The following is a 26,006-nucleotide window of genomic DNA, read 5'->3' on the forward strand; positions in this document are numbered from 1 at the left end:
GTCACCGTGAGTGCTCCCGGAGGTCACTGCGGCCGACGGTGAACATGATCGGCACGCCCGGCCTCTTCTCGGGGTCGGCGAGATAGTCGCTGAAGTAGCCGAACTCCCGGTCCGGGTGACCGGCGAAACCCTTCGCGGTCGTTATCGTGCACCTTCTGGTGTGGATCTTCCCGGCGGCGGGGAAAGCCCTGACCTCAACGGTGCCGGTACCGTTCGGAAATCGCCCGCCACCCGTGGCCGAAGGTGTCTGGTAACCCACGAACTTCGCATCCGCGGTGATGTCGATGATGGTGTACGCGACGTTGGAAAGCCATTCCGCGATTTCTTCGCGTGACATTACGGTCTCCAAACGGAAAACGGCGGGAAGGAGTGGATCGACCGTGTCCGGAAGGTGAATACGGCCCACTGCTCCGATTCGCCGAAACCGGAATAGCGGGATGGTTGAGCATGGCGACTGCACCGCACGGGAATGGCCCCCTGCTTGCGGCAAACGACGGCTCGGACACATGAGGTCCGAAAATCGTCCCGGACGTTCTTGGCGGCATCGGTATGCTGTCTGGCGAATAATTGCAAATACTCAATAAGCATTGATTTTCATACACTAAATGATCTCTTGCGGCATACCGGGCGGTTGGTGAAGTTCGCCGCTCGGGGGCTGGTTTGGAGGACGGCCGCGATCCGCGAGAATGGACAGGCCAGGCTTACGAGGAAGGATGTGCCGACGTGGCTCCAGAGATTGAGGCCGACTGGGTCTCCCGCTTCGCGGACGAGGTCATCGCGGAGGCGGAGCGTCGCGCGCCGGGACAGACGATCGTGTGCGCCTCGGGCCTCAGCCCCTCCGGGCCGATCCACCTGGGCAATCTGCGCGAGGTCATCACGCCGCACCTCGTCGCCGACGAGGTGCGGCGCCGGGGTCACGACTGCGTGCACATCCTGTCCTGGGATGACTACGACCGCTACCGCCGGGTTCCCGCCGGGATCGACCCCTCGTGGAGCGAGCACATCGGCAAGCCGCTGAGCGAGGTGCCCGCGCCGCCCGGCAGCTCCTACCCGAGCTGGGCCGAGCACTTCAAGGCGCCGCTGGCCGCCGCCCTGGCCGAACTCGGCATAGAGGTCCAGGCCATCAGCCAGACGGAGAAGTACACCTCCGGCGCCTACCGCGAGCAGATCCTCCTCGCGATGAGGAAGCGCGACCAGATCGACGCCATCCTCGGCCAGTACCGCACCAAGGACAAGGCCGCCAAGAGCACGGAGCCCGTTGACCCGGAGGCCGAGGGGTCCGGGGCGGCCGACGAGGACGACGGCACGGCCAACGCGGGCTACTTCCCCTACCGGCCGTACTGCTCGGTCTGCGGCCGCGACACGACGACGGTCACCTCCTACCGGGACGACAGCACGGACCTCACGTACACCTGCGCCTGCGGGCACGGCGAGACGGTCCAGCTCTCCACCCACAACCGGGGCAAGCTGGTCTGGAAGGTCGACTGGCCGATGCGCTGGGCGTACGAGGGTGTGGTGTTCGAGCCCTCCGGCGTCGATCACACCTCGCCCGGCTCGTCGTTCGTGGTCGGCGGGCAGATCGTGCGTGAGGTGTTCGAGGGGCGTCAGCCGATCGGCCCGATGTACGCCTTCGTCGGCATCAGCGGGATGGCCAAGATGAGCAGCTCCCGAGGCGGGGTGCCCACGCCGGCGGACGCGCTTGAGATCATGGAGGCCCCGCTGCTGCGCTGGCTCTACGCGAGGCGGAAGCCGAACCAGTCTTTCAAGATCGCTTTCGACCAGGAGATCCTCCGGCTGTACGACGAGTGGGATTCGCTCGAAAGGCGGCTCGCCGCGGGCACCGCGCAGGCCGCGGACATGATCGTGCACAGCCGGGCGACCCGGACCGCCACCGCGGTGCTGCCGGTCACGCCCCGGCCGCTGCCGTACCGCACCCTGGCCTCGGTCGTGGACGTGACGACCGGGGACGAGGAGCAGGTCATCAGGATCCTGGGCCAGCTGGACCCGGAGGATCCGGTCAAGTCGCTCGACGAGACCCGCCCGAGGCTCGACCGCGCCGCCCGGTGGATCCAGGGCTACGCGCCGGCCGACCAGCGGACCCACGTCCGCGAGCACCCGGACACCGAGCGGATCGAGTCGCTGGAGGAGACCGAGCGCGAGTCGCTGCGCCTGCTGCTGCGGGGGCTGGAGACGAACTGGTCGCTCGACGGGCTGACGAGCCTGGTGTACAGCGTGCCGAAGCTGCAGGCGGGGCTTCCGGCCGACGCGCAGCCGACGGCGGACATCAAGGTCGCGCAGCGTCGCTTCTTCGTGCTGCTCTACGAACTGCTGGTGGGCAGGGACACGGGGCCGAGGCTTCCCACGCTGCTGCTGGCGGTCGGCGCGGATCGGGTGCGCAAGCTGCTCGGCGCCTGATCGCGATCACCGGGATGGCCCCGCCTCCGCCAGGCGTCACCTGGGTCCCCGCGTTCCGGTGCGCACCGGAACGCGGGGGCGGGGCACCCCGTCGCATTCGGCACGGCGCGAACTATGAATCGCCGACGCCTTCTTGCGGCCGGGCGTCAACGCGCTTTCCTGGTCGAAATTCGAAGTGATTCGACCGTGTGTCGGATCGGCCAGAACGGCTGCCCGGCCGATATGGGCCTCGACGGGCCGGACGGCCGAGGAGACTCTGCCCTTGTCTTTCTTGGAGTGGTCAATTCTCCGAGAGCTGCCAATCCGAAGATCTTGAGCGGTCGGCGGGGCGGGAGTCGTGCTAACCGAACTGATCGCCGGTGAGGTTCGGAGACATCCGTTCATTCACGAGGCTCACGAGCGAACCCTGTCGAAAGAGCTATTCTGCGTCGGCCGGGAGAGCAGAAGCTTTCCGTGGATTCTCCGCGCGCGGGATCTCACCGCGAGCCGTCGGCGAGCCCGCGGAGCCCGCGGAGGCGGCGGGCGGCGCGGCCGAGCAGGGAGCGCTGCTGGGCCTGGCGCAGGGCCACGGCCTCCAGGCGGCGCTGCTCGGCCTTCTCCTTCCACCTGACGGTGTCGCGGCTGCCCTTGGCGGCCCTGGCGCGCAGCTCCTTCAGCTCGGCCTTGAGGGCGGCGACCTGCCGCTGGGCCCGCTCGGCCTCCCTCCCGCGCGCCTCGGCCGTGGCCTTCCAGCGCGCGGCCTCCCTGTTGCGGTTCGTGGCCCAGTGGGGGTAGGCGTGCGCCGCGGGGCGGAGTTTCCAGGACTCCGCGTCCAGCCAGGTCGCCCCGTGCAGATCGGCGATCACGTCGTCGAGCCGCTCGTCCTCGCGGGCCACGCGCATCGCCCTCGCGACGGCGGAGGTCCGCTCCAGGCGGGCGGCCAGGATTCCCGACTCGTCCTCGTCCAGCGCGACGAGCAACAGGCCCTCGTCGTCCTTCTCCGCCTGCTCGATCAGCTTGGCCAGCGACTCCGCCCCCGGTACCCACCCGGCCGGGCAGACGAGGCGGAACGGCGCGGGCGCCGAGGTCGCGGGGACCCGCTCGGCGAAGGAGACGCGGCCGTCGTGGGCGTACTGGCCGCGCAGCAGCCGCAGGTCGAGCAGCGGGTCGTCCAGCGGGGCCGGACGCTCCTCCGCCAGCGACGCCCACGGCCCGGTCAGGGTGACGTGCACGTCGGGCAGGGTGCTGGCCAGCGACCCGTCGACGCTCGCCCTGACGTCCTCGAAGGAGGCGTCCCCGGCGTCCACCACGACGTCGACGTAGGGGACCAGCCACTGCCGGCCCGCGTCGGTGCGCAGGTGGCGCCGGTACGGGATCCGGTCGGCGATGAACGGGTCGTTGTGCCGCCTGACGTCGGCGGGCCTGCGCATGGCCGTCGTCGTGCCCAGGTGCCAGCTCAGCGCCTCGGTGTCCGGGACGAACACCGCGCCCGCCTGGGTGAGCCGGTAGCCCAGCTCGGTGTCCTCACCGAGGGTCAGGGAGGTGTCCAGCCCCCCGGTCTCCCTCAGCAGGGCGGCGGGCAGCGAGACCGTCGCGCCCACGTGGACGCGGTGCAGCAGCGAGCTGGGCGCGTCGCGGAAGTCGCGGTGGGTGGCGATCAGCTCGCCGATCCAGTCGTGCCCGTGCTCGGGGTCCTCCTCGAAGAGGGAGCCCGCCCTGTCCTTGGCGACGGCGATCTGGACCTCGGCGGGGGTGGGCGGGATACCCGCCATGGCGGTGAAGCGCAGCGTCCCCATCACCACCAGATGGTCGGCCAGGTGGTGCCAGCGCAGGTGCGTCTCGACGTGCTCCCGGTAGGAGACGATGTCGGCGTCCATCCGGTGGATCACCTCGCCGTCCGCGACGGCCGTGCCGGTCTCCAGGGCCCAGGCGATGCCCCGGCGGCCGGGGGCGTTGCCGATGATCCGGGTGTGCTCCGGGGCGATCTCGGGGAGCCGGAGCGGGGGCGCGCTGCCGTCGTCCACGACGATCACCTCCATGAGGTGCGCGGGGTAGGTCTGGGCGGCGAGCGCCGCCAGCGTGAGGTCGAGCCTGTCCTGCCGTCCCCTGGCCGGGATCACCACGCTCACCGGCAGCCGAGGCTCCCACGTACCGGGGGCGGGCACCGGCAGCACCCCGTAGTCGTTGCCCGGGATCCGCGGCGCGCCTCCAGCCGGAGGCGGGGCCGGGATCGGGGCCGGCGCGTCGGGGACACGCGGCGCGTACGGCATCTCGGAGGGGGTCCGCGGGGTGCTCACGGCGCCTCCGGCGGGAGTTCCATGAGCGCGCTGGGCCGGAAGCCGCGCCACTGGCGCTTGTTGCGCCGCAGGAACGTGCCGATCGGCTCGCGCCAGGTGTGGTTGGCGACGTTGCCGCGCCGCAGGATGTAGCCCAGCCCCTGGGTGCGGTAGATCTGCCCGCCCGCGGCCTGCACGGCGTGCTGGAACTGGGCGTCGATCGTGCCGGGCATGGGACGGAAGCCGCCCACGGCCTCGAAGGCGGAGCGTTCGGAGAAGATGGTTCCCCCGGCGATGAAGTTGGTGATCTGCTCGGTGATCTGCTCGCGGTGGACGGTCACCCCGATCGAGGCGAGATAGACGAACTCGGGGACCATGCCCACGACCTGGGCTCCCGAGTAGGAGTGGGCGAGCAGCAGGTCGGAGACGAAGTCGGGCCCGTACCAGTCGTCGTCGTCCATCTTCAGCAGGAACGACCCCGAGGCCCTGGCCGCGGCCTGGTTCAGCACGGTCCCGAACACGGTCCGCCCGTCGGCCTCGACCACGGTGACCGGCCGCTCGAAGGACGCGAGGGCCCCGGCCACGCCGGGGTGCGTCGCGGGGGCGCCGTGCAGGGCGAGGATCACCTCGAACTCGGCGCCGCGCTGCCTGGACAGCTGTTCCAGCGCGAAGCCCACCATCTCCGGGCGGCGGGTGACGAGCAGCACCGAGACCGTCGGCACGGGCGCCGGGGGAGCGCCCAGCTGCTCCCAGCGGGCGCGGATCCCGTGGACGCGCAGCGCCTCGCGGCGCAGCCGGATGCTGTGCTCCTCGCGCTCCAGGTCGTCCTTGAGCGCGGGCTCGCCGACCGAGGCGATCAGCCTGGCCAGCTCGGGGCCGAGGGCGCCCGCCCAGCGCGGCACGGCCTCGGAGACCAGGGGCACCCCGGCCGCCGCCAGCCCGGTGAGGACCCGCAGCGCCGCCGCCGGGCCGGTGTGGCTGCGCCGCCAGTCCACCCGTACGCCCCTGACCTGCCTGATCCGGTTGACGTCCACGTCGGTGACGCGGCCGGAGGCGTCGAAGGTGGTGAGCGTCCTGCCCTCGCAGGTGATCGCCCAGCGGCCCGACTCCGAGGACAGGTCGGCCATGCCGAGGGACGGCACGGTGATGAAGTTCATGGGGTTGACCGAGCGGCCGTCGACCGGGGGGATGGTCCAGGGCTCCGACAGGTCGCCGATGCCGTTCTCCAGGATCTTGCCGCCACCGGGGCGGCCGAGCCTCTCCCAGGCCATCAGCCCGGCGACCGGACGGTCCACCGACGCCTCGGCGCCGGACCAGGACGGCGGCTCCTCGCCGACCGCGCGCACGACCAGGTCGGCGCCGCGGGCGCCGAACCTGTCGGGGACGGGCCCCGTCAGCGGGGCCGGGGCCGCGTTCGGGTCGCCGGGACGCCAGTGGGCCGCCCCGGGGCCCGCCAGACCGCCGACGGGCCCGGCGACGGCGTCCATCCGGTGCCCGCCGAACGCCCTCGCGGTCGCGGCGAGCGTCCGGCCCGCGGGCACCGGCTTGGAGAAGCTCGCCTCGACCACCCAGGAGTGCTGTTTCGGCTGGTGGACGCGGAGTTCCACGAGCGCGCGCCAGCGGTGGGCGGGGGTGGGGGACAGCACCGGCGCGGTGTACCAGTGCGGTGTCTCCCGTACGGCGACGACGACCCGGGGGGCCATGGGCAGCAGCGACTGCAGGCTCGCGGCCCTGCGGACGTCGGTCGCGGTGCGGGCGAGTACCAGGATCTCCGCGGCGCCCTCCTCGGCGCGCGGGATGCCGTCGAGGTCGCCGTCGAGGTCGATCGCCTCGTACGCCTCCAGCTCGCCGGGCGTCTCGAAGCCCACGCAGTAGACGAGGACGCGCCGCTTGCCGCTCCGTTCTTTGGCCGCGCGGACCAGGTCGGTCAGCAGGGACATCAGCCGGTCCTCCCTCGCCGTACGGCCGTTGAGATGATCTTTTCCAGCGGGCCGCGCCGCCGCTCGTCCTTCAGGCGCGCGGCCTCCGCCCGGAGGCTCTCGGTCTCGGCGCGGAGGCTCTCCACCTCGTCCCTCAGCTGTTCCGCCTCGCGCTTCCAGCGCGCGGAGTCGGCCCGCCACCTCGCGGTGTCCCCGGCGACGGGCTCCGCCTCCTCGGCGGTCGTCACGCCGACCTCGGCGGCGCCCACCCAGAGCGAGCCGAACAGCTCGTGGACGACATCGTCGTCGGGATCGCCTTCGAGGCCCCGGGGGGCGTCGTTGACCAGCGCGGCCCTGGCGAAGGCGGCGGTGCGCTCGAACCTGGCCGCCCTGACCCCGGAGGGCCCCTCGTCGAGGGCCGCGCTCAGCAGCCCGTATTCCTCGCTGTCCGCGAGTTTGACCAGCTCGGCGAGGCTTTCCGCGCCGAGCGCCCATCCGGCGGGGAGGGTGAGCCTGAACGGCGCGGGCGCGGAGCCCGCGGGCGGCTCCTCGGTGAAGGAGACGCGCGGCTCGTGGACGTACAGGTTGCGCACCAGGCGCAGGTCGAGCAGCGGCTCGTCGAGGGAGGGGCGGCGCCCGGCGGGAAGCTCCGTCCAGGGCCCGACCACGGTGACGGCGACGTCGACGAGGGTGCCCGCGAGCGCGGAGTCCACGCTCGCCCGTACGTCCTCGTAGGAGGCGCCGCGGGCGTCGACGACGACGTGCACGTACGGCACCAGCCAGGTCCTGCGCGGGTGGGTGCGCAGCCAGCGCAGGTCGGGGATGAGGTCGGGCAGCACCGACCAGTTGTGCCGGTGCACCTCCTTCTCCCGGATCATGACCGTGGACGGCCCGAGGTGCCAGCCTCGGGCCTGCGGGTCGGGGATGAAGACCGCGCCCGCCTGCGCGAGGCGGAAGCCGAGGTCGGTGTCCTCACCCATGTTCAGGGTGGTGTTCACGCCGCCGACCGAGCGCAGCAGCGCCACGGGGACGGAGGTGGTGGCTCCCGAGTGGAGCCGGTAGGCCCCGGCGCCCGCGTCCCGCAGCCACCGGGTCTCCTCCAGCACCCCGGCCCGCCACTCGTGCGGCGCGGACTCGTCGAACAGCTTCTCCGCGTCCCTGGCCTCCACGGCCGAGAAGACCTCCCTGGCGGAGGGCCCGGCCTCGTCGGGGGTGAAGCGGACGTCGCCCATCACGACGGCGTAGGGGACGAGGTGGTGCCAGCGCATGTGCGCCTCGACGTGCTCCCGGTCGAGGATCATGTCGGAGTCGACCCAGTGCAGGATGTCGCCCGCCGCCGAGGCGGCGCCGGTCTGGCGGGCCCAGCCCCGTCCCCAGCGGCCGTCGGGCACCCGGACGAGCCTGGTGTTGGCCGGGGCGATCCCGGGGACGCGCAGTGGCGGGTCGCTGCCGTCGTCGGCGACGACCACCTCCATGAGGTGCGCGGGGTAGGTCTGCGCGGCCAGCCCGGCGAGCGTGCGGTCCAGGGCCTCCTGGCAGTCGTGCGCCGGGATCACCACGCTCACCCTGAGCCGGGGCTCCCAGGCGCCCAGGTCGGGCGGGAGCAGCGACCCGTAGTCGTTGTGCCTGATCCTGGCGCGCGGGACGGCGGCCTGGCCGGTCCCGGCGTCGGGCGGGCGGGGGGGAGCAGCGGCATCGGGGGTGGCGAAACCGGTCCCGGTCACGCTTTTCCCTCCGCTTCTCCCTCGGCGGCCCGGTCGGTCCTGGCCTCCACCGCGGCCAGGCGCGGCAGCAGGTCGTGGACCATCTCCTCGATCTCCTGGCGCCGGGGTACGGAGGCCAGCCGGTCCTCTCCCAGGGAGACCAGGATCGCCTGAAGGTCCTCGTCGCGCTTGTGCTCGTGCTCCTTGAGCAGTTCGACGATCTCGTCCAGCCGCCGGTCCAGCCGCTGGGTGGCCGTCTTGACCGTGGCCAGTTCCGCCTCGTAGCGCTTGACCCTGGCGTCGATCCGCTGGGCCTTGCCGTCGACCCTGCGTACGGTGGCCACCGCCAGCACTTGGACGGCGAGCACCGTCGCGATGGCGGCGAGCACGATGGCCGCCGTGACCGAGACGATCTCGAAGCTCGCGAGCAGCGTCAGCGCGATCAGGAACACCGGGCCGAGTGTCGCCGCCAGAAGCGTCAGTTTTCGGGGCGTGGGCATCCGCGCGTACCTTCCGTGCCGCTCTGTCATTACCTGTCGTTGTTGGTGGTAATTGAGGCTATCGGCTCTTCACGTGCAAATACGTCGATAAATAGGAAACTCGAAGGTTCCTGTGACCTGTGTGACAGCTGTGAGCCATTAGCGGTGATCCTCGATGTCAAGGGGGCATCGCGGTGAGAAGGGATCTTCCCGCCTCGCTATCCTTCGCTCGTGCCCGCGCAGCCCACCCCCCTGCCCCCGCCCCCTCCAGCCACCCCGGCGGGCCTCCCGCGGCCGGTGACGGGAGCGCGCGCCCCCCGCGTCCACGGCCCGAGGCTCCCTGTCCACGGGCTGAGGCTCCCCGCCCACGGCCCGGATCACCCGCCGCGCCGTCCGATCCCGAAGCTCGCCGTCCGCGTTCCGGCGACCCCGCGCCGCCCGATCCCGGGGCTTCTTTCAGACCGTTTTCCGTACGTCGCGCCGAACCGGTGGCGCGGGCCCCGCCGGAGTCCGATCCTGGAAGCGCCATGACAGCACGGATCACCGGTAACGACTACCGGAGCCTCACGCCGCCCGCCCTGGGCTCCTGGACCCCCTCGCTCCGGGTCAGCGTCGTCGTTCCCGCGTACGGTGACCAGGAGAAACTCGACCTGACGCTCGCCGGGCTGGCCGCGCAGACCTACCCCGCGGCCCTGACCGAGGTCATCGTGGTCGACAACGGCAGCAGCCCGCCGTTGCGGCTGCCCCCGCTGTGCCCGGCGAACACCCGCCTGATCGTCTGCCCCGTCCCCGGCCGCGCCCACGCCCGCAACGCCGGGCTGTCGGCCGCCACCGGCGACGTGATCCACTGGCTCGACTCCGACGTGGTCCTGGACCGCAGGTCGGTCGAGGCGCACATGCGCTGGCACCACGCCGCCCCGTACCTCGTGGTGACCGGCTACCTGCGCTTCACCCCGGCCGCGCTGCCGGACCCCGAGGTGGTCGCCGCCGCCGACGACCTGGCCAAGCTCTTCGAGCCCGCCGAGCCGCACGCCTGGCTGGTCGACCTCGTCGAGCGCACCGACGGCCTCACCGCCAACCCGCACCGCGCGTTCAGCCTGCACGTCGGCGGCGCGACCTCGGTCAACGTCGCGCTGCTCGCCGTCGCGGGGCCGATGGACACCGACCTGATCCTCGGCCAGGACACCGAGATGGGCTACCGGCTCGCCCAGGCGGGCGCCGTCTTCGTCCCCGAGCCGCTGTCGCGCGCCTTCCACCTGGGCCCGACCATGCGCATGCGGGACAAGGCCCCGATCGACCGGGTCAGCCACGCCTTCGTGGCCGACCGGATCCCGTCCTACCGCTGGCTCCGCTCCCATCCGGCCAGGCAGTGGAAGGTGCCGTACGTGGAGGTGGTCGTCGACGCCCGTGGCGCCTCCTACGACGAGGTCCGTGCCACCGTCGACGCCGTGCTCGCGGGCACCCTGCCCGACGTCGCGGTCACCCTCACGGGGCCGTGGGACCGCGTCGGCGCCGAGGAGCGCGCCCCGCTGCGAGACCCCGACCTGGACCTGGTGCTGATCCGCGGCCACTACGCCCACGAGCCCAGGGTCCGCTTCACCGACCTCGCCGACTTCGCCGGTGAGACCCCCGCGCCCTCCGCGCCGGGGGGTCCCGCCTGGGCGGTTCCGTACCACCTCAGGCTGCCCGCCGGGTGGGTGCCGGGCGAGGACACCCTGGCCCGGCTGCTCGACCTGGCCAGGGACGAGGGGTACGGCCTGGTCTCGGTGCTGCTGGCCGAGGGCGACGGCGGCCCGGGAAGGGCGGTCGTCGCGGCGCGGCTGGAACGTGCCGCCGCGTTCGCGCGCGCCGCGATCGTGCGGGCCGAGGGGGAGGACCTCGACGACGCCGTGCACGACACCTTCGGCGCGATCTGGGTGGACGGCGAGACCTACGGGTTCGCGCCGGAGGCCCGCGCCCTCACCGGCCGCCGGGGCGCCTACCGGGCCAGGGCCGAGGCGGAGGCCGAGGTGGCCCGCCTCACCGGGGAGGCGGAACGGCTCCGCGACCAGGTGGCCAAGTGGCGCGACGAGGCGGGCCGCTGGCGCAGGAGCACGGTCGAGCTGCGCCGCGAGGTCGGCACCCTGCGCAAGGAGCTCGCCGCCGCCAGGAAGGTCGTCCAGTACGGGCTGCTGTCCTCCGTGAAACGGGCCATCATCCGCCGTCGCTGACGCCGTCGCCGACGATGCCGACGCCTCCCAGGAAGTAGGAGCCGATGCCCGTGTACGGCACGGTGGTCCCGGGCACCGGCCGCCATTCCGGCAGGTTGACGATGCCGGGCTCGACCACGTCGAACCCGTCGAACAGGCGGACGATCTCCTCGCCCGTACGGGTGACGAAGGGCGAGGAGGCCCGGTCGTAGACCTGGACCACCCCGTCCGCGGCCTCTGGGCGGGCGTCGATCGCGACGTGGGACAGGACGAGACGGCTGCCGGGCGCCATGGCCCGGCGCAGGGTGGCGATGATGCCCAGGGGGTCGTCCGCGTCGGGGACGAAATGCATGATCGCCAGCAGGAGGATCCCCACCGGCCGGTCGAAGTCGATCGCCGCGCGCACGTCCGGGTGCCCCAGGATCTCCGCGGGGCGGCGCACGTCTCCCTCGACGATGGTCACGTTCTCGTTCTTGCCGAGGATCGCCCTGCCGTGGACCAGGACGGTCGGGTCGTTGTCGACGTAGACGACCCGCGCTCCCGGAGCGACCTGGTGCACGTTGTTCTGGGTGGGCAGCCCGGCGCCGATGTCGAGGAACTGGTCGATGCCCGACTCCGCGAGCAGGCCGACCGTACGGCCCAGGAACGCGCGGTTGGCGCGGGCACTGTGCCGGATCTCGGGGATGATCTCCAGGGCCTTCTCCGCCGCCTGCCGATCGGCGGGGAAATTGTCCTTACCTCCCAAGTAGTAGTCGTACATGCGCGCGACGTTAGGAATGTGCGTTTGGACACCCTTGGGTATCTGGTTGGTCACGTGCCGCTCCCGGATAATGACATTTCCAGAATTGCGTCGATCATAGCCAGTCGGACCATTGGAGAAGCCCTTACACAGCTGGAAAGATCTCGGCATGGCCGCCTCCCCCTCACGCCGTGTGCTCGGTCTCCAGCTCGCCGACGGCATCGGCCGCGGCAACATGTGGGCCTGCCTGTCCATGGCGTTCGCCTCGACCGTGATCATCTCTTTCCTGCCCGCCGCGCAGCCGTACATCCTGGGCGGCGTCCTCGGCGTGGACAGCGCCGACCAGGGCAAGGCCGTCGGCCTCCTGGGCGTGGCCGCCGAGATCGCGATGATCGCCAGCCTGGCCTGGTACGGGGCGCTGGCCGACCGGCACGGCCGCAGGCCCGTCGTGGTGGCCGGGTTCGCGCTGTGCGCGCTGGGCGTCGCCCTCTTCCCGTTCGCCGCGAACACCACCGTGCTCGTCGCGCTGCGCGTGATCTTCGCCCTCGGCGTGGCCGCGCTCAGCGCGATGCTGTCCACGGTGGCGATCGACTACGTCCGCGACGGCTCCCGGGGCAAGTCGTACGGGATGATCGGCCTGTTCAGCGGGCTGGGCGCGATGCTCGCCGTGCTCGGCCTGGTCCGGCTGCCCAAGGTCTTCGAGGACTCGGGGATGGCCCCGCTCCCCGCCGCCCGCGCCTCGTTCCTGATCATCGCGGCGGCCGTCCTCGCGGTCGGCGCGCTGATGTGGTTCACCCTGTCGAAGGCCGCCGTCTCCGGGCCACCTGAGGGGTCCGCCGGACGCGTCCCGCTGTCCCGCCTGGTCAGGGAGGGCGTCGTGCTCGCCCGCGACCCCGGCGTGGCGCTGTCGTACGCGGCGGCGTTCGTCGCCCGCGCGGACCTCGCGGTGGTCGTGGGCTTCCTGTCCCTGTGGGTCGTCGACTACGCCACGGGCGAACGCGGCATGTCCGGCGCGGAGGCCCTGGCCCGCGCGGGGGCCGTGGTCGGTGTCGCGCAGACCGTGGCGGTGATCGCCGCCCCGCTGTTCGGCTGGCTGGGCGACCGCATGCGGCGCCAGGACGTGGTCATCCTCGCACAGGCCGTCGCGGCGCTGTCCTACCTGTCGACGCTGCTGGTCGACGACCCCCTCGGCTCCGGCATGATGCTGGTGGCCGTGCTCATCGGCCTGGGGGAGATCGCCGGGATCACCACCGCCGGGCCCCTCCTCGCCCAGCAGGCGCCCGCCGGGGTCCGCGGTTCCGCCTACGGGGTGCAGACCCTCTGCGGCGCCGTCGGCATCCTCACCGTCTCCGCCCTGGGCGGCTTCCTCTACGACGCCTGGCGCCCGGCCGCGCCGTTCGTGGTGTCGGGCACGCTCGGCCTGCTCGTCGTCGTCTTCGGGCTGGTCGTACGGCGGCGTGTCACGCCCCTGCCGGAGAACCGGGAGAACGCGGGCGCCCCGGCCTGACCCGGCTCAGTTCTTGAGCGCGGTGCGAAGCCTGCCAAGGAGGGAGTCGCGGCCCTCCCGGGGCTTCTCCGGCTCGGGGACCGGGGCCGGGCTCTTGGGCGGCGCGGCCGGGACCCGGGCGGGGGCGGGCTTGGCGGCCAGAGGTTTGGGGTCGGCGGGCCAGAACTCCGACCGGCCGCCGCGCCGTACGCCGTGGGTGGCCTCGATCGACGCGGCGACGTCGTCCGCGCCGAGCAGCCTCGCCCGGCCCAATGCCTCGGTCCGCTCCAGCGTCGCCTCGCCGTCGGCGCCGAGATCGGCGACGACCATGCCCAGCCGGTTCTCCTGCATCACGCGGATCATCCGCTCCAGCGTGTCGCGTCCCAGCGGGACCGAGACCGGGCCCGTGTAGCGGAACGCGATCGGGGCGGGGGTGGCGGAGACCTCGTCGGCGAGGCGCACCCGCTCGTCGTGGGCGAAGTGCTCGCGCAGCAGCCGCAGGTCGAACAGGGGATCTTCCAGCACCGGCCTGCGCTCCCCGGACAGCTTCGACCACGGGGCGACCAGGGTGACGACCACGTCACCGAGCGACCCGTCGAGCGCCGCGCCCACCGCCTCGCGCACCCCCTCCTCGGGCCCGTCGGCGCGGAGCACCACCTCCACGTACGGGACCAGCCAGTGGCGGCCCCGGTCCTTGCGCAGGTCGCGGCGGAGCGGCACCCGCTGGGCCAGGTAGGGGGCGACGACCCGCACCGCCCGCTGCGGGTCGCGACGCTGGGCGGGAAGTCCCAGGTGGACGGCCTGGGCGGCCATGTCGGGCACGAAGACCACCCCGTGCGCGGCGAGCCGGTAGGCGAACTCGGTGTCCTCGCCCCGCAGCACCCCGGGATCCACCCCGCCCACGGCCCGGAAGATCTCGCGCCGCATCGACACCGTCGGCCCCGTGCACACGTGGTACGGGTTGCGGCTGGCCCGCAGGCCGTCGGTGCGGGAGATCGTCTGCTCGGTGGAGCTGGGCAGGGCGGCCGACAGGTCGAAGAGGGACTCCAGCGAGCCCGCGCGCACGCCCTCGTGGACCCGGACGGCCGTCAGCGCCGGTTCCTCGACGAACTTCTTCGCGCCGATCGTGACCAGGTATCCGGCCAGGTGGTGCCAGCGGGCCAGGGCCTCGATGTGCTCGCGGCAGACGACCATGTCGGCGTCGAGGCGCTGGATGATCCGCCCCTCCGCGAGGGCCGCGCCGGTGTTCACCGCGTGGGCGATGCCCCAGCCGGAGGAGCCCGCGGTCACGATCCTGGCGTTGCCCGGGGCGATCTCCGGCAGCCGCAGCGGCGGCTCGCTGCCGTCGTCGACCACGATCACCTCCATGAGGTGATCCGGGTAGGTCTGCGCGGCCAGGGCGGCGAGGGCCAGGTCGAGCCTGTGCTGCCCGCCGTGGGCCGGAATGATCACGCTCACCGGGAGCTCCGGATCCCACGCGCCGAGCGCGGGCGGGTCCAGGGGTGAGTAGTCGTTGTGCCGGATCGGCGGCAGGTCCGCCGCCGTGCCGCCCGTCATGATGCCGCACCCCTTGTCGTGTTCCCCGGCCGGTCAAGCCCTGTCAACCCTCGCAGACCCTACCCGGTGATCCTTAGAGTTCCCTGGAGACAGGACGCCCGGCCTGTCCATCTGGTGGACAGCGCATCCCGGAGCCGAGCCTGTTGCCCGTAGACTCGTTTCCCAATACCGCAGGTAGCACGCGCACGGACCGGCCGCGCGCGGTGAGGAGCAATCATGACCAGGGCGTGGCGTGGCCTCATCGAGGAGTACCGTGACCGACTTCCGGTGACCACGGCGACGCCCGTCGTCACACTCCTGGAGGGCGGCACCCCGCTCGTCCCGGCGAACCGGGTGTCGGCGCTCACCGGCTGCGAGGTCTACCTGAAGGTCGAGGGCCTCAACCCGACCGGAAGCTTCAAGGACCGTGGCATGACCATGGCCATCAGCAAGGCCGTCGAGGACGGGGCGAAGGCCGTCATCTGCGCCTCGACCGGCAACACCAGCGCCTCCGCCGCCGCCTACGCGGTCCGCGCGGGCCTGACCTGCGCCGTGCTGGTGCCCCGAGGCAAGATCGCGATGGGCAAGCTGGCCCAGGCGCTGGTCCACGGGGCCAGGCTGCTCCAGGTCGAGGGGTCCTTCGACGACTGCCTGGAGATGACCAGGAAGCTCTCGGAGAGCTACCCGATCGCGCTGGTCAACTCAGTGAACCCGTTCCGGCTCCAGGGCCAGAAGACCGCCGCCTTCGAGATCGTCGACGCGCTCGGGGACGCCCCCGACATCCACTGCATCCCGGTCGGCAACGCGGGCAACATCTCCGCGTACTGGATGGGCTACACCGAGTACGCCGGGGACGGCGTCGCGACGAGGACGCCGAGGATGTTCGGCTTCCAGGCCAGCGGCGCCGCGCCGATCGTCAACGGCGCGCCGGTGACCCACCCGCACACGATCGCCACCGCGATCCGCATCGGCAACCCCGCCTCGTGGCAGCTCGCCGAGGCCGCCCGCGACGAGTCCGGCGGGGTGATCCAGGCCGTCACCGACCGCCAGATCGCCGCCGCGTACAAGCTGCTCGCCCAGGAGGAGGGCGTGTTCGTCGAGCTCGCCTCCGCCGCGAGCGTGGCGGGCCTGCTCCAGGCGCACCAGCAGGGGCTGGTCGAGGCCGGGCAGCGCATCGTGTGCACGGTGACCGGAAACGGCCTCAAGGACCCCGACTGGGCCATCTCGGGCGCCCCCACGCCGGTGACGATCCCGATCGACGCGCACGCCGCGGCCACCGCCCTCGAACTCGCCTAGTGGACCCGCGCAGAGTGGATCTCGGAAGAGGCGACGCGCCCCCTGCGGGACCCCGATGACCGGCGGCACGGCGAGGGCGGCCGTCCGCGTCCCCGCGACGTCGGCCAACCTGGGCCCCGGGTTCGACACGCTGGGACTCGCCCTCGGCCTCCACGACGAGATCGAGGCCGAGATCCTCGACTCCCCGGGCGTCGACATCGCGGTCGAGGGCGAGGGCGCCGGTGAGCTCGACCTGGGCGAGGGACACCTCATCGTCACCACGATGCGCGCGACCTTCGACAGGATGGGCCTTCCGCAGCCGCGCGGCATCCGGCTGCGCTGTCTCAACCGGATCCCGCACGCCCGCGGCCTCGGCTCCTCCTCCGCGGCGATCTGCGCCGGAATCCTCGCCGCCCGCGCGCTGGCCCCGTACGCCCTCGGCCCCCGTCCCGGCGTCGAGCCGGTCGAGCTGACCGACGACGCCGTCTTCGCGCTGGCCACCGAGATCGAGGGCCATCCCGACAACGTGGCGCCGTGCCTGGCCGGTGGGCTCACCGTGGCGTGGACGGACGCCGGGGGCGTGCCGCACCTGGTGCGGCTGCCGCCCCACGAGGCCGTCAGGCCCGTGGTCCTCGTCCCCGCGCACCGGCTGTCCACCGAGGTCGCCCGGGGGCTGCTGCCCAAGGAGGTCCCGCACGCCGACGCCGCCGCGAACGCGGGCAGGGCCGCGCTGCTGGTCGCGGCGCTGACCGCCAGGCCCGAGCCCGGCTTGCTGCTGGCCGCCACGGAGGACCGCCTCCACCAGGACTACCGGGCCCCCGCCATGCCGGGGACCGCCGATCTGGTGCGACGGCTGCGCGGGGCGGGGGTCGCCGCGGTCGTCTCGGGAGCGGGACCCACGGTTCTTGCGTTTTCAACGGTGAATACGCAGGATTTGATCGCACCGGAAGTGGGTAATGACTGGCACATCCAGCCACTGGATGTCGAAACCAGGGGCGCCCGCGTCGTTTCTCTCGAGACACGCTGACGACTCTTCGACCTTCAGGGAATAGCTGTGTGCGCTGGTGATGTTAGGCTGATAGCCGCACCAGGTGCCCCGCGTTGGGTGCGTGCTTGTCAGCCACACATCGCTGCATCATGTCTCACCTGGTGAGACATGAGCGCCGCAGTGGCCTCCCCGAATCCGTCGCCTCCGAATGCTCCATATTTCGGTTGGGGCAACGAGAAGCGGCGTTTTAGGGGACATGCGCGTTCGATCTACCTCGACATCTGGTTGCCGGTAGCAATCCGGGGGGTGTCCTCCAAGTCCCACCGTCGGCGATTCTCGATGGTGACGGCCTGGATCCGCCCTTCTCCGACAGTGGCGGCGGCTCTCCATGGGCCGCCGAGGATCGCGACGTGCAACCCGACCCGGTCTGTCCCACCGGGTCGATCGCACCACCGGGACGATTGGCTGATCATGGCCACGCCCGACCCCTGGGAAGGACCCATTAGTGAGCGACACCACCGAACTCCTCTCCGACGTCACCGGCACGGCGCCGGCGTCCGACGACACCCCCACCCGCCCCGCGGCCAAGCCGCGCCGTCGCTCCGGCACCGGCCTTTCCGCCATGGTGCTGCCTGAGCTGCAGGCAATGGCCTCCGGCCTCGGCATCAGCGGGACCGGGCGGATGCGCAAGAGCCAGCTGATCGCGGCCATCCAGGAGAAGCAGGGCGTCTCCACCGAGAGCGCCCAGGCTCCCGCCGCCGTCAAGGAGACTCCTGCCGTGGCCGCCCCGGTCGTCGTGGCCGAGCCGGTCGCCGAGCGTCCGGCGCGCACCCGCAGGGAACGTTCCCGCCCCGTCGTGGCCGCCGAGCCCGTCGTGGAGCAGGCGCCCCCCGCCCCTGAGCCCGTGGCCGCCGTCGTCGCGCCCGAGCCCGTCGTGGAGCAGCAGACCATCGACACCGCCCCGGCCGAGGGCCGTGGCGAGCGCGGCGAGAGCCGTCGCGAGCGCGGTGAGCGCCGTGGCCGCAACAGCGAGCGCGGCGAGCGGGGCAACGATCGCCGCGAGCGTGGCGACAACCGCCCCGACAACCGGACGGACAGCCGTTCCGACAACCGGGCCGACCAGCGCGCCGCCGACCCCGGCCAGAACCGCGGTGAGCGGCTCAACGACCGTAACGACCGCCTCAACGACCGCGCCGAGCGGGCCAACGACCGGGGAGATCGCGGAGACCGTCTCAACGACCGCGGCGACCGTCTCAACGACCGTGGTGACCGGGGCGAGCGCGGCGACCGAGGCCCGCAGAACCGGGGCCCGCAGGACCGCAACGACCAGCACGGCGTGGGCGACGACGACGACCGCCGTGGCCGCCGGGGCCGGTTCCGCGAGCGCAACCGCCGGGGCCGCGAGCGCTTCGACAGCAACGAGCCCGTGGTGGGCGACGACGACGTCCTGATCCCGATCGCCGGAATCCTCGACATCCTCGACAACTACGCGTTCGTCAGGACCAGCGGTTACCTGCCGGGTTCCAACGACGTCTACGTCTCGCTGGCCCAGATCCGCCGCAACGGCCTGCGCAAGGGTGACGTCGTCACCGGCGCCGTCCGCCAGCCCCGCGACGGCGAGCGCCGCGAGAAGTTCAACGCGCTCGTCCGCCTCGACACGGTCAACGGCATGGACCCCGAGCAGGCGCGGCAGCGGCCCGACTTCAACAAGCTCGTGCCCCTCTACCCGCAGGAGCGCCTGCGCCTGGAGACCGAGCCGAACATCCTGACCACCAGGATCATCGACATGGTGGCGCCGATCGGCAAGGGCCAGCGCGGTCTCATCGTCTCCCCGCCCAAGGCGGGCAAGACGATGGTGCTCCAGTCGATCGCCAACGCGATCACCCGCAACAACCCCGAGTGCCACCTGATGGTCGTCCTGGTGGACGAGCGTCCGGAAGAGGTCACCGACATGCAGCGGTCGGTGAAGGGCGAGGTCATCCACTCGACCTTCGACCGCCCGGCCGAGGACCACACCACGGTCGCCGAGCTCGCCATCGAGCGCGCCAAGCGTCTGGTGGAGCTCGGCCACGACGTGGTCGTGCTGCTCGACTCGATCACGCGTCTGGGCCGCGCCTACAACCTGGCGGCCCCGGCCTCCGGCCGCATCCTGTCCGGTGGTGTCGACTCCACCGCGCTCTACCCGCCGAAGCGTTTCTTCGGCGCCGCCCGCAACATCGAGAACGGCGGCTCGCTGACGATCCTCGCCACCGCGCTGGTCGAGACCGGCTCCAAGATGGACGAGGTCATCTTCGAGGAGTTCAAGGGCACGGGCAACCTGGAGCTCAAGCTCAACCGGCAGCTCGCCGACAAGCGGATCTTCCCCGCGGTGGACGTCGACGCGTCCGGCACCCGTAAGGAGGAGATCCTCATGGGCAAGGACGAGCTCCAGATCACCTGGAAGCTCCGCCGCGTGCTGCACGCCCTGGACATGCAGCAGGCCCTTGAGCTTCTCCTGGAGAAGATGAGGGAGACCAAGTCCAACGCGGAGTTCCTGCTCCAGGTGCAGAAGACGACGGTCAGCTCCGAGCGCGACTGATCATCCGCAGTACGTCGAACGCCCCGGCCCCTCCGGCCGGGGCGTTCGCGTTTCCCAAGTCCCTTGTGTGACAGTCCCTTGTGTGACCCCGGACTTCGGGATATCCCTACTTCAGGGCGCCTTCTCCTCCCGGCTCCCCAGGCCCACGCCCGCGGACGGCGTACGCGAAGACGGACGGGCGCGGGAGACGGCGGGGACGCCGGGGACGGCAGGGGTATCGGGGGCGCCGGGGACGCCGGAGACAGGGCACCGACGACAGAGGGGGCGCATGACGGCCGAGACGCTGGGAAGCGCGACCGTGGTCAGGACGCCGCTCAGGCGGCGCGTGCCGCTCGGGCCGAACGGCCCCTTGGGCATGCTCGTCGACCCGATGACCTGGCGGGCCGTCCCCTACCTGCTGGTGAGCATGTTCTACGGCCTCGCCTGCTTCGCGTTCCTCACGTCCGTGGTCCCGGCCTCCCTGGTGATGGTGGTCGTGTGGATCGGGCTGCCGCTGCTCGCCCTGACCATGCTGGCCTGGCGGGGCGCCGCGATGCTGGAGCGCCGGTTCCTGCGGCTGGCCTTCGGCGTCGAGATCCCCAGCCCCTACCGGCCCTCCGAGGGCGACAACCTGTTCCAGCGCTGGAAGGACATGTTCGTCGACCCCGCCACCTGGAAGGACCTGCTCTACCTCCTGCTGCTGCCGCCGATCGGGATCGCGGAGTTCACCGTCTCCGCGGTCCTGTGGATCCTCGGGCTGGGCCTGACGGCCGCGCCGCTGCCCCTGCTGCTGGCGGGGCAGCCGATGACGCCCGTCGCCGGGCTGCCGATCGACAGCGTGCCGAGGGTGCTGCTGTGCATGCTGGCCGGGGCCTGCTTTCTCCTCGCCGCCCTCTACGCGACCCGGGGGATGGCCTGGCTGCACGGCCTGCTCGGCGTGGCCCTGCTGGGGACGAGCGAGAAGAACCGGCTGGCCGCCCGCGCCGCCCACCTGAGGGCGAGCCGGGCCCGCGGGGTGGACGCGGCCGAGGCCGAGCGGCGCCGGATCGAGCGGGACCTGCACGACGGCGCCCAGCAGCGACTGCTGTCCGTGGCCATGGACCTGGGCCGGGCCCAGGCCAAACTGGACTCCGACCCCGACGCGGCCAGGGAGCTCCTCGCCCAGGCGCACCGGGGCACCAAGGCCGCCATCGCCGAGCTGCGCGACCTCGCCAGGGGCATCTACCCGGCGATCCTCACCGACCGGGGGCTGAGCGCGGCCCTGTCGTCGCTCGCCGCGCGCGCCCCCGTACGGGTGGGCCTGTCGGTGGAGGTCTCCCACCGCCCCCCGCCCGCGGTGGAGAGCATCGCGTACTTCGTCGTGGCCGAGTGCCTGAGCAACCTGGCCAAGCACTCCGAGGCCACCGAGGCGTTCGTCCGGGTCAGCCGCCGGGGGCAGCGGGTGATCGTCGAGGTCTACGACAACGGGATCGGCGCCGCCGTGCCCCGGCCCGGCAGCGGCCTCGCCGGGCTGGCCGACCGGGCGGCGACCATCGACGGCACCCTGAGCGTCGACAGCCCGCTGGGCGGCCCCACGATGATCAGGGCGGAGTTGCCCTGCGAATGGTGACAACGTGGGACCCATGCGAGTGGTGATCGCCGAGGATTCGGTGCTGTTGCGCGAGGGGCTGGCCAGGCTGCTGGCCGACGGGGGCATCGAGACCGTCGGGGTGGCGGGCGACGGCCCCGGGCTGGTGACGGCGGTCGACGAGCACGATCCTGACCTGGCCGTCGTCGACGTGCGGATGCCGCCCACCCACACCGACGAGGGGCTGCGCGCCGCCCTGGAGGCCAGGTCCAGGCGGCCGGGGCTGCCGATCCTCATCCTGTCGCAGTACGTCGAGGAGCAGTACGCCACGGAGCTCATCGGCGGCGGCGCCGCGGCGGTCGGCTACCTGCTCAAGGAGCGGATAGCCGACGTGGCCGAGTTTCTCGACGCCGTACGCCGGGTGGCCGCCGGGGGGACGGTCATCGACCCCGAGGTGATCGGACAGCTCCTGAGCCGCCAGCGCAGGGGCGATCCGCTGGAGTCCCTGACCGCCAGGGAGAGCGAGGCCCTGGCCCTGATGGCGGAGGGGCGCTCCAACACCGCGGTCGCCGGGCGGATGCTCGTCACCGAGGGCGCCGTGGAGAAGCACATCTCCAGCATCTTCGGCAAACTCGGGCTGGAGCCCGCCGCCGACGACCACCGCCGGGTCCTCGCCGTGCTGGCGTACCTGGGCAGGTGACGGCCTGGAGCCCCTGCTTCCTCGCGGGGGTGATCCCCTTGCGGATATCGCGCCCGGCAGGGGGTCGTGAGCATCCTGTGTCCGGTCAGGAGGCGCAGGTCACCGGGGCGGGGGAATGTCTTGTGGCCTGGGATGGTTGGAGGATCTGGCACACTGGTAGCCGAACCGTAGCGGTTCCGGTTCCCGCCCGCGCGCACCTCGGTGTGCTCAGCGCGCAAGCCCCCACAGGCGAGAGACAGTGGCGACCCGGCGACCGCGTTTTGGAGAGGAAAAGCGAAATGAAGCCCGATATTCACCCGGAGTACAACGCCACCCAGGTGACCTGCACCTGTGGTAACTCCTTCACCACCCGCAGCACCGCCAAGAACGGCGTGATCCACGCCGACGTGTGCTCCGCCTGCCACCCCTTCTACACGGGCAAGCAGAAGATCCTGGACACCGGCGGCCGGGTGGCGCGCTTCGAGAAGCGCTTCGGCAAGAAGCCCGCGGGCCAGTAGCTCTCATCCCGGCGCCGGCTCGGATAACCCCTCGCGGGGTGCCCGGGTCGGCGTTCGTGGTGATGAGGCAGGCTTACCAGGGCTTTCAAGGAAGGACGCACGGTGAATCTCGACGAGCTGCTCAGTGAGTACGCCGAGCTGGAACTCAAGCTCGCCGACCCCTCCGTGCACGCCGACCAGAAGCAGGCACGCACCTTCGGCAGGCGCTACGCCGAGCTGACCCCGATCGTCGCCACCTACCGAGAGCTTGAGGGCGTCCGCTCCGACCTCGGCACGGCGAGGGAGCTGGCCTCGGAGGACGAGGGGTTCGCCGAGGAGGCCAAGGAGCTGGAGGCCCGGATTCCCGAGCTGGAGGAGAAGCTCAGGCACCTGCTCGTCCCGCGCGATCCCAACGATGACAAGGACATCATCATGGAGATCAAGGCGGGCGAGGGCGGCGAGGAGTCCGCCCTGTTCGCCGGAGACCTCCTGCGGATGTACCTGCGGTACGCCGAGCGGATCGGCTGGAAGACCGAGCTGATCGACGCCACCCACTCCGACCTGGGCGGTTACAAGGACGTCACGATCGCCCTGAAGGCCAGGGGCGACGAGGGCGTCTGGTCGAGGCTCAAGTTCGAGGGCGGCGTGCACCGCGTCCAGCGGGTCCCGGTCACCGAGTCGCAGGGGCGCATCCACACCAGCGCCGCCGGGGTGCTCGTCTACCCGGAGGCCGAGGATGTCGACGTCCAGATCGACCCGAACGACCTCCGCATCGACGTCTACCGCTCCAGCGGCCCCGGCGGCCAGAGCGTCAACACCACCGACTCGGCCGTGCGGATCACCCACGTCCCGACGGGCGTCGTCGCCTCCTGCCAGAACGAGAAGAGCCAGCTCCAGAACAAGGAGTCGGCCATGCGCATCCTGCGGGCCCGCCTCCAGGCGATCGCCGAGGAGGAGGCCAACGCCGCCGCCATGGCCGAGCGCAAGTCCCAGATCCGTACGGTCGACCGCTCCGAGCGCATCCGCACCTACAACTTTCCCGAGAACCGCATCTCCGACCACCGCGTCGGTTTCAAGGCCTACAACCTCGACCAGGTGCTCGACGGAGATCTCACGGCCGTCATCCAGTCCCTGCTCGACGCCGAGATGGCGGAGAAGCTCGCCGCCCATTCATAGAACGCGCCCATGACCTTTCTGCTGGACGAGATCGCCCTCGCCACCGCCCGGCTCGCCGAGGCAGGTGTGCCGTCGCCGCGCACCGACGCCGAGGAGATCGCCGCGTGTGTGCACGGCGTGCGCCGCGGCGAGCTGCACATGGTGAAGGACTCCGACTTCGACGCCCTGTTCTGGGAGGGCGTCGCCCGCAGGGAGTCCCGCGAGCCGCTCCAGCACATCACCGGGCGGGCCTACTTCCGCTACCTGTCCCTGGAGGTCGGGCCCGGCGTGTTCGTCCCGCGCCCGGAGACCGAGATCGTGGCGGGCTGGGCGATCGACCGGCTGCGGGAGATGGACGTCGCCTCGCCCGTGGTCGTGGACCTCGGCACCGGCTCGGCCGCCATCGCGCTGTCCATCGCCCAGGAGGTCGCGCTGGCCACCGTGCACGCGGTCGAGGTCGACCCGGGCGCCTACACCTGGGCCAAGCGCAACATCATCGAGCACGGCCAGGGCCGCGTCCACCTGCACCCGGAGGACCTGGCCGACGCCCTCTCCGAGCTGGACGGCCAGGTCGACCTGGTGATCTCCAACCCGCCCTACATCCCGCCGGGCGCGATCCCCCGCGACCCCGAGGTCCGCGACTACGACCCGCACCGCGCGCTGTACGGATCGGGCAGCGACGGCCTCGACGAGGTCAGGGCGGTCGAGCGGACCGCCAGGCGGCTGCTCCGCCCGGGAGGGTTCGTCGCGGTCGAGCACGCCGACCAGCAGGGCACCCCGGTCTATCTGATCTTCCCCGAGGAGAACGGCTGGCGCGACGTCCGCAGCCGCCAGGACCTGACTCGCAGGGACCGCTTCGTCACCGCTCGATTCGGCCAGGAATAGGATGCACGCCGTGAGCCGACGTTATGACTGTATGGATGCCGAGCAGCGAGCCACGGGCCTCATCGAGGCCGCCTCCGCCCTCCAGCGGGGGGAACTCGCGGTGCTCCCGACCGACACCGTCTACGGTGTCGGCGCCGACGCCTTCACGCCCGCCGCGGTCACCGCCCTGCTGAGCGCCAAGGGACGCGGCCGTGACATGCCGGTCCCCGTGCTGGTCGGGACCGTCCGGGCCGCCAACGCCCTGGTGGAGAACCTCGGCCCGTACGGCCAGGATCTCGTCGACGCCTTCTGGCCGGGCCCGCTCACGCTGATCTGCCGCGCGAACCGGTCGCTGTCGTGGGATCTCGGCGACGCCAAGGGCACCGTCGCCATCCGGATGCCGCTGCACGCGGTCGCCCTCGACCTGCTCAAGGAGACCGGCCCGCTCGCCGTCTCCAGCGCCAACCGCTCCGGTTCCCCCGCCGCCACCACCGCCGCCGACGCGGAGAAGCAGCTCGGCGACTCGGTGTCGGTCTATCTCGACGCGGGGCCGTGCGAGAGCGACGTACCCTCGACGATCCTCGACCTGACCACCGCGGTGCCCAGGCTGCTGCGGCGCGGGGCGATCAGCGTGGAGAAACTGCGCGGTGTGATCGGGTACGTCGCGACGGACACGGGCCCGGAGTCCCACTGATTACCGCATCCACGGCATATGCCGTGATCCATGCCATCTGATTATCACCGTGACGCCGGGCTGTCTCCCCGGTACCTTGAAGTGGGCCGACACTTCCTGGGAGACGTCCATGGGCAAGTTCGAAGGAATGGACCCCAAGCTGGTCCGCGATCTGTTGTCCGAGGTGCAGCGGGCCGCCGAGCAGATGCGGAACGTCGAGGGCAAGGTCTCGCAGATGTTGAGCGGGGCGGGCCTGTCCTCCCAGTCGACCCACAGACCCGTCCAGATCGCCGACGCGTGCGACGTGATGGTCCGCGACGTCTCCGCCCGCGTGGCGCTGCTGGAGAAGAAGGTCAACCAGAACGCGACCGCGCCCCCCACCGAGCCGAGGGCCGGAGACACGAAGCCCGAGACGGGCTCCCAGGGGGAGGGGGCGAAGCCGGAGACGGCCCCCCAGGGCGGCGCGAAGCCCGAGACGGGCTCCCAGGGCGACACGAAGCCGGAGACGGGCTCTCAGAACGGCGCGAAGCCCGAGACCGGTTCCCAGAACGGTGCGAAGCCCGAGGCCCCGAAGGCGGACGACCTCAAGCCCGCCGTCGGGGCGGACGACAAGCCCCGCGTCGGCGACCAGTCGGCCGAGACCACCCAGCGTGACGATCCCAAGGACTCCGCCAAGCCCGACGCCAAGCCTGACGGCAAGCCAGAGGCCAAGCCCGACAGCAAGCCCGAAGCCCCGAAGGCCGACGCTCCGAAGGGCGACGAGGCCAAGTCGCCGGAGGCGGGTTCGAAGGGCGACGAGACCTCCCCGAGGGACGATCGGAAGGAGACGCCGAAGCCCGAGGCGTCCGGAGCCGACGACCCGAAGCCGGATACGGGGTCGAAGGCCGACGAGACCTCCCCGCGCGAGGGGGAGAAGTCCAAAGAGACCACAAGCCGGGCGACAGCGCGCGGCCCCGCCGCTCCTTGATACCCATAGGAACAATTCGGCAGTTACTCGTGAAGTCGCGACGACCCGAGTAGATGAGTGCCG

General features: G+C 71.8%; 20 protein-coding genes. 13 read left to right on the top strand and 7 right to left on the bottom strand.

What is annotated here, in order from left to right; genetic code table 11:
• Position 1 precedes the first annotated feature (1 nt).
• A complete protein-coding gene (locus tag ACW9TB_RS23100; RefSeq protein ID WP_472750124.1) occupies positions 2-337 on the bottom strand; it encodes a hypothetical protein in 336 nt (111 codons plus the stop codon).
• Between the two features lie 386 nt (positions 338-723).
• Here ACW9TB_RS23100 and lysS point away from each other — a divergent pair, with 386 nt between their 5' ends.
• Complete coding sequence (gene lysS / locus ACW9TB_RS23105) at positions 724-2,415, top strand: lysine--tRNA ligase (protein ID WP_472750125.1); 1,692 nt, start codon at positions 724-726, stop codon at positions 2,413-2,415.
• Between the two features lie 476 nt (positions 2,416-2,891).
• On the opposite strand, the gene ACW9TB_RS23110 is transcribed toward lysS, so the two are convergent.
• From ACW9TB_RS23110 to ACW9TB_RS23125, 4 genes are read right to left on the bottom strand one after another with little or no spacing between them, the layout of a single operon-like run.
• Entirely contained in the window at positions 2,892-4,691 is a 1,800-nt protein-coding gene (locus ACW9TB_RS23110; RefSeq protein WP_472750126.1) for a glycosyltransferase family 2 protein, read from the bottom strand.
• Positions 4,688-6,610, bottom strand: coding sequence for a glycosyltransferase family 2 protein (locus ACW9TB_RS23115; RefSeq protein WP_472750127.1), 1,923 nt, complete (start codon positions 6,608-6,610; stop codon positions 4,688-4,690). The genes ACW9TB_RS23110 and ACW9TB_RS23115 overlap by 4 nt, the downstream gene beginning before the upstream one ends.
• Positions 6,610-8,313 carry a glycosyltransferase family 2 protein gene (locus tag ACW9TB_RS23120; RefSeq protein ID WP_472750128.1) on the bottom strand — a complete coding sequence of 568 codons (1,704 nt, stop codon included), beginning with the start codon at positions 8,311-8,313 and terminating at the stop codon, positions 6,610-6,612. The genes ACW9TB_RS23115 and ACW9TB_RS23120 overlap by 1 nt, the downstream gene beginning before the upstream one ends.
• Positions 8,310-8,792 (bottom strand): hypothetical protein, encoded by a 483-nt coding sequence (locus ACW9TB_RS23125; RefSeq protein WP_472750129.1) that lies wholly within the window; start codon positions 8,790-8,792, stop codon positions 8,310-8,312. The genes ACW9TB_RS23120 and ACW9TB_RS23125 overlap by 4 nt, the downstream gene beginning before the upstream one ends.
• 506 nt (positions 8,793-9,298) lie before the next feature.
• Here ACW9TB_RS23125 and ACW9TB_RS23130 point away from each other — a divergent pair.
• A complete protein-coding gene (locus ACW9TB_RS23130; protein ID WP_472750130.1) occupies positions 9,299-10,981 on the top strand; it encodes a glycosyltransferase in 1,683 nt (560 codons plus the stop codon).
• On the opposite strand, the gene ACW9TB_RS23135 is transcribed toward ACW9TB_RS23130, so the two are convergent.
• The gene (locus tag ACW9TB_RS23135; protein WP_472750131.1) at positions 10,965-11,774 is read right to left on the bottom strand and encodes an SAM-dependent methyltransferase; all 810 of its coding nucleotides are present in this window, start codon (positions 11,772-11,774) and stop codon (positions 10,965-10,967) included. The two genes, ACW9TB_RS23130 and ACW9TB_RS23135, sit on opposite strands and share 17 nt — an antisense overlap.
• Before the next feature lie 94 nt (positions 11,775-11,868).
• Between ACW9TB_RS23135 and ACW9TB_RS23140 the strand changes: the two genes are divergently transcribed.
• The gene (locus ACW9TB_RS23140) at positions 11,869-13,206 is read left to right on the top strand and encodes an MFS transporter (protein ID WP_472750132.1); all 1,338 of its coding nucleotides are present in this window, start codon (positions 11,869-11,871) and stop codon (positions 13,204-13,206) included.
• 6 nt (positions 13,207-13,212) lie between these two features.
• Here ACW9TB_RS23140 and ACW9TB_RS23145 read toward each other — a convergent pair whose 3' ends face one another.
• Positions 13,213-14,742, bottom strand: coding sequence for a glycosyltransferase family 2 protein (locus ACW9TB_RS23145; protein WP_472750133.1), 1,530 nt, complete (start codon positions 14,740-14,742; stop codon positions 13,213-13,215).
• A gap of 216 nt (positions 14,743-14,958) precedes the next feature.
• On the opposite strand from ACW9TB_RS23145, the gene thrC reads away from it, so the two are divergent.
• From thrC to ACW9TB_RS23195, 10 genes are all read left to right on the top strand, one after another.
• The gene (gene thrC, locus ACW9TB_RS23150; protein WP_472750134.1) at positions 14,959-16,017 is read left to right on the top strand and encodes a threonine synthase; all 1,059 of its coding nucleotides are present in this window, start codon (positions 14,959-14,961) and stop codon (positions 16,015-16,017) included.
• Positions 16,018-16,072: 55 nt separating this feature from the next.
• The gene (thrB, locus tag ACW9TB_RS23155; RefSeq protein WP_472750135.1) at positions 16,073-17,023 is read left to right on the top strand and encodes a homoserine kinase; all 951 of its coding nucleotides are present in this window, start codon (positions 16,073-16,075) and stop codon (positions 17,021-17,023) included.
• Between the two features lie 466 nt (positions 17,024-17,489).
• Complete coding sequence (gene rho, locus ACW9TB_RS23160) at positions 17,490-19,562, top strand: transcription termination factor Rho (protein ID WP_472750136.1); 2,073 nt, start codon at positions 17,490-17,492, stop codon at positions 19,560-19,562.
• A gap of 268 nt (positions 19,563-19,830) precedes the next feature.
• Entirely contained in the window at positions 19,831-21,150 is a 1,320-nt protein-coding gene (locus ACW9TB_RS23165; protein ID WP_472750137.1) for a sensor histidine kinase, read from the top strand.
• A gap of 13 nt (positions 21,151-21,163) precedes the next feature.
• Positions 21,164-21,808 (top strand): response regulator transcription factor, encoded by a 645-nt coding sequence (locus ACW9TB_RS23170; protein WP_472750138.1) that lies wholly within the window; start codon positions 21,164-21,166, stop codon positions 21,806-21,808.
• Between the two features lie 278 nt (positions 21,809-22,086).
• Complete coding sequence (gene rpmE, locus ACW9TB_RS23175) at positions 22,087-22,305, top strand: 50S ribosomal protein L31 (RefSeq protein ID WP_344744661.1); 219 nt, start codon at positions 22,087-22,089, stop codon at positions 22,303-22,305.
• 102 nt (positions 22,306-22,407) lie between these two features.
• Positions 22,408-23,460: a peptide chain release factor 1 gene (gene prfA, locus ACW9TB_RS23180; protein WP_472750139.1), complete on the top strand. Its 1,053-nt coding sequence runs from the start codon at positions 22,408-22,410 to the stop codon at positions 23,458-23,460.
• A 9-nt stretch (positions 23,461-23,469) separates the two neighbouring features.
• Positions 23,470-24,324, top strand: a complete 855-nt coding sequence (prmC, locus tag ACW9TB_RS23185) for a peptide chain release factor N(5)-glutamine methyltransferase (protein ID WP_472750140.1) — start codon at positions 23,470-23,472, stop codon at positions 24,322-24,324.
• A 10-nt stretch (positions 24,325-24,334) separates the two neighbouring features.
• The gene (locus ACW9TB_RS23190; protein WP_472750141.1) at positions 24,335-24,997 is read left to right on the top strand and encodes an L-threonylcarbamoyladenylate synthase; all 663 of its coding nucleotides are present in this window, start codon (positions 24,335-24,337) and stop codon (positions 24,995-24,997) included.
• 109 nt (positions 24,998-25,106) lie between these two features.
• A complete protein-coding gene (locus ACW9TB_RS23195) occupies positions 25,107-25,943 on the top strand; it encodes a hypothetical protein (RefSeq protein WP_472750142.1) in 837 nt (278 codons plus the stop codon).
• The last annotated feature ends 63 nt before the right edge of the window (positions 25,944-26,006 follow it).

The organism is Streptosporangium sp. H13245 (assembly GCF_055690525.1).